This window comes from Neobacillus sp. BF23-41 (assembly GCF_041106275.1).
In genome coordinates, this window is the sequence record NZ_JBGBPR010000058.1 from 1 (window position 1) to 9061 (window position 9061).

Consider the following 9061-nt stretch of genomic DNA (forward strand, 5'->3'; position numbering starts at 1 on the left):
ATTTTTTCTTAATTATACAAAAAAGTACCCGATAGGTAGACTTTTTTATAAGTGTCTACACTATCGGGTACATTTTAGCTTGGCCCTGCTTGTTATTTGACAATTACTTTTCCAGCCATGCCTTTCATGAAATGGTACCGACATATCAAGTCATATGGACCGGGATTTTTCGGTTGCACGGTAATGGTTTTTTCTGTTCCCGGCTGGACTTCGGTGTCAATACTGAGATTTTCCACTGTGAAAGTGTGCTCTTTCTTACCTTGGTTTTTTAATATCAGCGTTGTCGTTTTTCCATTCGGAATCGTGATGACTCTCGGATTAAAGTAATCATCGTGCAACTCGACCTCAATCGCTTTTACTGTCTCAACAGGTTGTGTTACGACGCCGGATTCAGCGAACACCTCGAGTGAGCCCGGAGTTGTCATAACCACAATTATCGCAAGCATAACGACCAATCCAATTAACCACTTTTTCACAAACATTCTCAACCCCTCCTTTCCTAAGCACTATTGTTTTCCAATTGATACAATTTTATCACTAAAATTTGGGTTCCAACGTGCATCAAATAGTAACTCTTTTATCTGAAACAGCGACAAAGAAAAAAGATCGACTCTAAGGACGATCTTCTGGAATCCATTCTTCTTCAATTAATAGCAGGTTACTGAATAAGGAAATCCCTTTATACATTAAATTACTGTGGAGTTTTTCTTTTTTACAATTAATAAATTGTTTCTATTCAATTTGATATTTAATTTTTCGGAACCCAAGAGCATTATTGCAATAAAACCTGCAATGACAAATGGGAAGATTCCTATTGTCGAGTGTGCTGCAATGAAACCAAGAAGAGGCGGCAGGAACGTACTACCTGTATAAGCAACGGCCATTTGATACCCCATGATTGTTTGGGAATGTTCCTGCCCAAATCGTGTTGGCGTTTCATGCAACATACACGGAAATATCGGTGCCAATCCTAATCCAACCATAATAAAGCCGACAAGCGAGAAAGTGGACGGCAATGGTAGGAGTAGGAATGCGGCACCAGCTAATGCTATTATTTGCCCCACCCGAATAAGCATTCGGTTACTTATTTTCAAGGTAATAAAGCCTGTAATAAATCTTCCGATTGTGATACCCCCGTAATACATGGAAACCCATTTTGCGGCTGCATCTACGGATAATTCTTTAACATTTACCAGGAAACTACTTCCCCAAAGTCCCATAGTTGACTCTGCACCACAATAAAACAAGAAAGATATCAAAGCTAGCTTAACTCCCCTAATTTGCAAAGGTTTTCGATTTTTAGCATCTGCTGCATATAATCCATCATCTGTATTTTCTGTCTCATTAGTTGAGTTCACAATGCTGTTTCCTCTCACCTTATTCCATAAAGGCAAAGTGAAGAAAAGAATGACAACCAATGCAAACTGCAGACCAGCGATGGCAAGATACCCGTTTCTCCAAGAATGTTGCCCTGAAATAAACTGAGCCATAATTACGGGACCAAGTGTAGCCCCAACTCCCCAAAAACAATGAAGCCAACTCATGTGGTGTGCTTTGTAATGTGTCGCTACATAATTGTTTAATCCCGAATCAACGGCACCTGCACCTAATCCAAGTGGTATGGCACAAATAAATAGCCAAAAAAGCGAAGGAGCAAAATAAAACCCAAGCAGTGCTCCAGCAGTCATTAAACAACTGAAAAATGTGACAATGCCAGTTCCGAAGCGTTTAAGGACAACTCCACTAGCAAAACTGGAAATGATCGTTCCTCCAGCGATTGTCATAAAAAGCAATCCGGCTGTCTCAAAGTGAGCTCCAAGTTCCGATTGCATCAAAGACCATGACACTCCCAACAATGAATCAGGTAAACCTAAGCTGATAAAAGCCATGTAGATAATTACTAAAAAGAATGTAGCCATTATAACCCCGCCTTTTAATTGTTTATCATAGGTATTGATTTGTCTTAGCTGTTTATTCCGGTGATCATGAGATCTAGACCAAGACTTTGTAATCCAAATAAATAATCTTGTCTCCAATCACTCATTATGAGTTCTGGAAGATGCTCTGCTGGAATATACTTTGCGCTTCGGTCTAAAATTTGGTCTAGGATAAATTGGTTGACTTCATCATCGCAAAAAATAATGGTATAAGGATTAATAATAGCTACAAAGGAAGCTACTAATCTGCTAATGGCGTCAATCTCATATTCCTCACATATAATTGCTCCCTTAGTCCTGTTTTCATTTTGCAAAGCCTGGCCAAAATTTTGGTTATCATACTGTGGAACAAATGAAACCTCTCCTGAAAAATTAGTGCTACCTCGTACCACGACTCCATTGACCATAATTCCAGCACCTGGACCATTTTGACCTGAATATAAATAAACAAGGGATTTATCTTTCTTATTTCCCTTACTATCGTGATATCCAAGCACCGCCGCATTCATATCGTTCTCGATTACAACAGGTATTGAGAACCGACTTTCCAAGTATCCCTTCAAATCGAAGTTTTGAAGGTGTTCATACCCTGGTATATAAATAATCTGTCCATCATCCACGGAACCAGGTACACCGACAGATACACAACTAATTTTTGGATATTTCTCTCTTATCGCTTCAACACAGTCGGTTAATAATCGTAAATCTACATCTACTAAGAGACTTGAGGTTTTTCCAACATCCTTCACTTCACCTAAACAGTTAAAGACAATATAATTTGTCTCTTTCCTCTCTAAAAAGATTGCCAAACCTAACATATGCTCTGGATTATATGTATATCTTTTTGCCCTTCTTCCTCCACTCGAATCATCAAGACCAACTGAAATCAGTTCACCATCCTTTTCCATCTGGGTTAAGAATTTACTTATGGTAGGAAAACTAATTCCTAATTTATCGCTAAGTTCAACTTTTGTTGCACTGCCAAGATCTAAAAGAGATTTACGAATACCGCGAAGGATTTCCTTCCCCATCGATTTTGGTGGAATCGTGTTCATTAGGGTCACCGCCTATTAAAATGGACTTATTAAAGAACTTTAATAAGTAACAATCAAAAAACTTATTAAATCTCTTTAATAAGTCATGTTGATAATATAGCATATCATTTAACCGGAATCAATGGAGGTTATTTATGGAATGGCTCTGTATACCTCCATCTTTGACCCTTCAATTTCATGAAATTCAGGTATAATCATTAGGCCGGCTTTTTCCTCAAGTGTCATTTGGGATACAAGATCAGCGACTCGCTTTTCTATTGGTAACTCCCAGTTTTCATAATCATCAAGTTTTCCATTTGAATTTAAATCTTTAAATACTTTTCCATTGACAGTAAGTGTTTCTTTTACTCTTACCAAGACCTCTGGGTTAACATTTTGGGCATCCACCGAAGGTATGATAAAAAGAAAAGATAAAGCCATTGTAATTAAATAAGTGAGAGCCTTTCTTCGTTTCAAATTCATCCATTTCCCTCAATTCAATCATTCATGTTGGTTGATGTTTTAGTCTCCCTTTTCTACCTAATTTTTCCTTTATTAGAAAAAATTATCCTCTCAACCCGAGGCAAAACGAAAGAATTGTGGAAAAATGAAGGCTCTTTTTCTAATAAAGGCACTTGCTGGTGCGATTCTTCAACATCGAGGGTCGTTTTTTTCTTCTACAAATAACGGGGTAGGATAGTTTAGTAAAAAAGTGACAGTTTTGGAGATCCTACTACAAAAAAATCAAAAATTTTTATGTTGAAGTTATGTATTTTTTGTCTAAAATAAAAGGCAACTCTATATAAAGTAGAGCTGCCTGAAAGAATTGATATTTTTTATAGTCTTTATTTTTTTAAATGATAAGGAACAGTTGTGATAATAACGTTTCTCCGAAACAGCAAGAATGCCCGAATCAGTAAACTAGATTGGTTATGAAGAATATTGTGCCAGCCTTTCTTAGGAATAAATTGTGGGATTATTACTGTGACTCGGTAATTCGATTCACTAGCTTTATGTTCAATAGTATCAACAAATTTGGTAAGGGGATTAATGATACTTCTGTAATGCGAGTGCAGCGTCACCAGTCTTACATCTGGTTGCCACTTCTTCCATTTTTCTTCAAAGTTTTTCTCGTCATCTCTTTCAAAGGAGACATATACTGCAATAATTTGATCTTGAGAAAGTGATTTTGCATAGTTGATCGAATTCGCTACCACATTAGTCATGCCAGCAACAGGAACTATTAGTACATTTCCTTCAATTGGCATCAATGGTTCACAAGTTGTGAGGCTAAGCTGGGCACCGACTGCTTCATAATGCTTTCTAATTCGGTAGAAAACAAAGAGAATAATTGGTAAAAAAACTAATACCGACCATACTTGAGTGAATTTAGTTAAAAAGAACATCATTGTGACAATAAAGCTAATAATGGCCCCTATTGTATTAATTATTAGTTTTGGAAGCCACCCCTGAGGTTTCTCGCGAATCCATTTAACGATCATTCCAGTTTGGGACAAGGTAAATGGAATAAACACACCAACAGCATAAAGTGGAATTAGATGCTCTGTTTCTGCCTTAAAAGCAATAATTAAAATGATTGAAGTGACTGCAAGTATGATGATGCCATTTGAGTATCCTAGTCGGTCCCCTCTAACAAGAAACATCCTTGGAATAAACTTATCTTTTGCAAGGTTAACCGCCAGCAATGGGAAAGCAGAATAACCTGTGTTTGCAGCAAGGATTAAAATTAATGCTGTAGTACCTTGAATAAAAAAGTACATGAAATTCCGTCCGAAAGTCTCCTCAGCAATCTGAGATACAACGGTTACCTCTGCGCTTGGCGTAATCCCATAATAGTAGGCTAAATAAATAATTCCTGAAAATAATATGGCAAGTAATGCGCCCATCATCATTAACGTTTTGGAAGCATTATTAGGTCCGGGATCTTTGAAGTTAGGAATGGCATTGGATATAGCTTCAACCCCAGTTAAGGCGGAACTTCCCGAGGCAAACGCCCTTAACAGAATAAACAAACTGATTCCGGTAACAGGAGTACCAATTGGGGGATGTAATTCAGGGGAAACTCCTCCTGTTAGAATATTATAAATTCCCACACCAATTAATATGAACAACGCTAATACGAACAAGTACACGGGGTAGGCTAAAATTGATGCGGACTCCGTTACTCCTCTTAAATTTAAAATTGTAATTAAAATGACGAATACAATCGCAATTTCGACATTAAATTTATGTAAGGTCGGAAAGGCAGATGTTATAGCGTCAGTACCAGCAGACACACTTACAGCAACAGTTAGTATGTAGTCTACCAATAGAGAGCCTCCAGCTATTAAGCCAGGATTTACACCTAAGTTATTTTTTGAAACCACATATGCTCCCCCACCGTGAGGATACGCGAAGATGATTTGCCTATAAGACAAGATAAGAGCTGCTAAAAGTATTAATACACCAACTGCGATAGGAATTGAATACCAAAATGCAGCTGCACCAACTGTAACTAAAACTATCAGTATTTGTTCAGGACCATATGCCACCGATGATAGAGCATCAGATGAAAGGATAGCTAATGCCTTCGTTTTGTTAAGTTTCTGTTCTCCTAATTCATTGGATTTCAAAGGACGTCCAATTAAAAACCTTTTTAAGGCTGAAATCATTAAATACTCACCACCCAATAGTGTTAATAGTTTTATATTACCCTTTAAACAGTAATTTCCACAAAAAAAACAATTTTTTTATATAAATAAAAAAAGTGCCTACAAGCCATAGTAAATAGACCTGTAGACACGTCATTTTTCTTGTGTCACAAGCTCCACCTTCCTTCTCATTTAACGCTTACGAGGTTAGCTGTCGGATTCGGACCTTTGAGTAGCCCTACCTTAAAAGGATTCACCCCGTGGATTAAATAACAACCCACAAAAATGGTTCCCCCGTACCATATGGTTTCAGCGACTTAAGAATTTGAAACTGTGATTATATTACTCCAGTAAATAGCAAAAGTAAATGAAATTTATGTAAAAAGATTAAAACTTTAGGTCAGTGGTAATGTTAGTAATATAGATATTATTTCAACCTCGTAGAAGATTTTAAAATTCCACACGGAAATGAGGTATTATATGTTCAAAGAAAATAGTCCCTTTTTATCTGATGACTTTTTAGATGAATTAGCTAAGGAGATTAACAAACAATTTGGAGGTCCTAAAAATGAACAATATGTAGAGCCTACCAACAATGATATTGATTAAATTGCACGCTAAGACGGTATAACTTAAATATTGAATCTATAAACCGCATTGAAGCGGTTTTTTTGTTGTCCTCTGCTTATACACTAACCTGACCGTTAGCTGAAGAAATATAATATAGAAGTACAATAGTCCTTCTTGCACTAACCTCCCCCGATAGCACAACAAGAAAAACTGCCAAAATGGCAGCTGGAACTTCTAGTATTGTACCCTTTATTTTGAGTACATCTCTTCAATATTAGAGAAGGAATTATAAGAATAGGGATAAGAATAGTCGTTTTCAGGTTTTAAAGGTGGCTTGTGTTCGAACTCAATGGTAACGGCATTAATTAACAAAAATGAACCCAGAACTTGAAACCAGCTGCCAACCAATAAAATTTGTTCCCCTATTACATTTTTTTTGTTTAAAACATAGATATTACCGATCGATCCTAAGAAAGCGCCTAAAGAAATGAAACCACCTCCAAATATTGTAAGAGTCCTATAGTCCGATTCTTCTAAAAGGGTTGCACCTACAGCTTCAAATGCTGCACCAAGGCCTTGTATTCCGCTACCAAGGGTATCTATCACTGTTCCTTCCTCTTCTGGACCGTATATTTCAATATCTACACCAACTGCATTCGTAGTATTACCAGCAGCCTGAAGCCAGGCACCTAAGATGGTATATATTTGTGATAGTTCCCTCTTTGGTGTTAACAACTTAGTTCTCCCGATGGCTTGTAAGGAATTTCCGAAAGCTTCAATTCCATTTCCTTTTGCGATTAAATCTTTACCCTGGTCGCTCCCCGATAAACTTTGTGTGTTTGCCCGATTGCATCAATTAGTGAGCCAACACCCAGTATCCATTTTCCTGCAATGACAAGGTCCTCTCCTTGAAAATCCATATTCCTATACACTCCTTCATCGAGGTATTATTATGTTATTCATGAAATTGTATTAGTTAACATAAAGATACAAATCAATGGATTAGTAAAGGATTGACGTCCTAGATTAAACACAAGTCATTTTTTTATTAAAATATGAATTGTTTGTTTTGCTCTTTTTTGGGTTTTGTGCTTTTTAAATCTTCATGGGAGTTGAACAAGAAAAAACAACTAAAGAAGATTTTAATGTGAATATCTTTTCGCATTATTTCTTACAATTTCAATGATTAACTTAGATATTATTAACATTAAAACTGTAACTAAAAAAGAATATAAATAGTTCCAATTTTCTAACTTGTACAATCCAAAATAAACAAAGATGGGTACCCCAATGAAACACATTATTGCTGATATAACAATAGTAGCGAGAAAATAGGCTTTCCATTTACTAAAGAATTGATAGGTCAAAGACATAATTACTGGAACCGCTGCAAAATCTACCGCATTAAAACGATGTGACAAAACAACTAACTGGTGGGGATAACTCCAAAAATCGAAATTATTGCCTATTTCATTTACAAGCCCCACAATTTCAAAATTCACTAAAAAAGCAAAAGAAATTAACAACCTTCTATAACGGTCCATTAAAAATAAGAACAAAATAAGACATAAAACATTAAAGATAACAATACCCCACCATCCAGGACTAAATAAATCGTGATGAATCCATATATCTCTTTGTATTGAATTAAATTTGCTTCCCATTTTGTCAATTTGAGTGTACATTTTTACTCCTCTTTCTTCATCATCTGAAATTCTTTCATTAAATTAACCTTTTTTCCCAGCGTTATACTGTTTCGTTCTATCTAACCAGCGAATAAATTTTAGATTCTTAACAACAGAGTATAAAAAAATGGATATGGAATAGCAGATAACCAAATATTCGAATTATTAACATATATGTACCCACATTTTAGTCAGAAATGTTGGGTAACGAGTGAAAAAACAAACATAATATATAATAAAAAAATACCACAAACACATCCTATACTTATCAACAGACAAAAGAGGGAGATTATGTGGTATCTTTATGTTTCTGTATTGACCTTTAATACCGTAGCCTTATTAACCAAAAAGAAGTTACAAGCTATTGTATATTATGCTTCGATCTTCTGGGGGCTATTCTCAGCAGAATTTACTGACAGATGGACAGATAAATGGGACTGGTACGGATTCTTTGAACCACAGGTTATTGATTGGGAAACTACCCTTATTATTCTAGGTATTTATCCAGCAGCTACAATTCTCTTGATTAATTGGTATCCTTATCAACGAACCAGGAAAGTCAAGGTTACATATATCCTTGCGTGGTCTGTATTTTCAACTGCATTTGAGTATTCTTTTTATCTTTCTGGATATGAACACTTTCACGATGGATGGAAATGGTGGCATTCAGCTCTATGCTATCCATTCTTATACGAGATACTATTTATACAAGTATGGTTTGTAAGGCGACTAATAAAAAAGGGGTAAAAATCCTCTGGATATACCGAGTGTTTTTTTGTAAATAATAAGATTGTTAAATAATAAAATGCGGAGGAATTCTATGCAACAGGAACAAGCTAAAGAAAATGTGGGTTCTATTATGAGGCCAGAATTTGCGGGAACTGATGCACAAAAAGTAAAACAAGAAATACAAAAGGATGTAAGTCAAGGACAAGGTGCAATGACTTCCCGAGAGGCAGGAGCAATGCAAGATTAAAAAACCACTCTGAGTGGTTTTTTATTTTTCCTTCACTCTTTCACCCGTGGAGTAAACGCCCCCGTTAGCTTACGTCCAATGATTCACAATAAAAAAGCTGCCCCAATATATGAACTGTGACCCATAAAATGGACAGTCTAAAAAAAGACCGAATATTTTAAGCTGCTAATAAGTGACTCCGGTATTGTGCCGGAGTCATTTTATTTAG

General features: G+C 36.2%; 11 protein-coding genes and 1 riboswitch. Of the genes, 3 read left to right on the forward strand and 8 right to left on the reverse strand.

Annotation, left to right across the window (positions count from 1 at the left end):
• Positions 1 to 92 precede the first annotated feature (92 nt).
• The 5 genes from AB7942_RS29620 to AB7942_RS29640 form a co-directional block, all read right to left on the reverse strand.
• Positions 93 to 482: a cupredoxin domain-containing protein gene (locus AB7942_RS29620; protein ID WP_369449649.1), complete on the reverse strand. Its 390-nt coding sequence runs from the start codon at positions 480 to 482 to the stop codon at positions 93 to 95.
• A 204-nt stretch (positions 483 to 686) separates the two neighbouring features.
• Entirely contained in the window at positions 687 to 1919 is a 1233-nt protein-coding gene (locus tag AB7942_RS29625) for an MFS transporter (protein ID WP_369449650.1), read from the reverse strand.
• A gap of 44 nt (positions 1920 to 1963) precedes the next feature.
• Complete coding sequence (locus AB7942_RS29630) at positions 1964 to 2992, reverse strand: ROK family transcriptional regulator (protein WP_369449651.1); 1029 nt, start codon at positions 2990 to 2992, stop codon at positions 1964 to 1966.
• 132 nt (positions 2993 to 3124) lie between these two features.
• Complete coding sequence (locus tag AB7942_RS29635) at positions 3125 to 3454, reverse strand: hypothetical protein (protein WP_369449652.1); 330 nt, start codon at positions 3452 to 3454, stop codon at positions 3125 to 3127.
• 362 nt (positions 3455 to 3816) lie between these two features.
• Positions 3817 to 5643 (reverse strand): APC family permease, encoded by a 1827-nt coding sequence (locus AB7942_RS29640; protein ID WP_369449653.1) that lies wholly within the window; start codon positions 5641 to 5643, stop codon positions 3817 to 3819.
• 159 nt (positions 5644 to 5802) lie between these two features.
• A riboswitch (cyclic di-AMP (ydaO/yuaA leader) is annotated at positions 5803 to 5947 on the reverse strand.
• Between the two features lie 155 nt (positions 5948 to 6102).
• Between AB7942_RS29640 and AB7942_RS29645 the strand changes: the two genes are divergently transcribed.
• Positions 6103 to 6231, forward strand: a complete 129-nt coding sequence (locus AB7942_RS29645) for a bacitracin ABC transporter ATP-binding protein (protein ID WP_369449654.1) — start codon at positions 6103 to 6105, stop codon at positions 6229 to 6231.
• 210 nt (positions 6232 to 6441) lie between these two features.
• On the opposite strand, the gene AB7942_RS29650 is transcribed toward AB7942_RS29645, so the two are convergent.
• The 3 genes from AB7942_RS29650 to AB7942_RS29660 all read right to left on the reverse strand — a co-directional run bounded on the left by AB7942_RS29650 (position 6442) and on the right by AB7942_RS29660 (position 7877).
• Positions 6442 to 6990, reverse strand: coding sequence for a DUF6944 family repetitive protein (locus AB7942_RS29650; RefSeq protein WP_483310948.1), 549 nt, complete (start codon positions 6988 to 6990; stop codon positions 6442 to 6444).
• Positions 6990 to 7112 carry a hypothetical protein gene (locus AB7942_RS29655; RefSeq protein ID WP_369449656.1) on the reverse strand — a complete coding sequence of 41 codons (123 nt, stop codon included), beginning with the start codon at positions 7110 to 7112 and terminating at the stop codon, positions 6990 to 6992. The genes AB7942_RS29650 and AB7942_RS29655 overlap by 1 nt, the downstream gene beginning before the upstream one ends.
• 222 nt (positions 7113 to 7334) lie before the next feature.
• Positions 7335 to 7877: a hypothetical protein gene (locus AB7942_RS29660; RefSeq protein WP_369449657.1), complete on the reverse strand. Its 543-nt coding sequence runs from the start codon at positions 7875 to 7877 to the stop codon at positions 7335 to 7337.
• Positions 7878 to 8168: 291 nt separating this feature from the next.
• Between AB7942_RS29660 and AB7942_RS29665 the strand changes: the two genes are divergently transcribed.
• A complete protein-coding gene (locus AB7942_RS29665) occupies positions 8169 to 8624 on the forward strand; it encodes a CBO0543 family protein (protein ID WP_369449658.1) in 456 nt (151 codons plus the stop codon).
• Between the two features lie 73 nt (positions 8625 to 8697).
• Positions 8698 to 8853 carry a hypothetical protein gene (locus AB7942_RS29670; protein ID WP_214716742.1) on the forward strand — a complete coding sequence of 52 codons (156 nt, stop codon included), beginning with the start codon at positions 8698 to 8700 and terminating at the stop codon, positions 8851 to 8853.
• Positions 8854 to 9061: the final 208 nt, after the last annotated feature.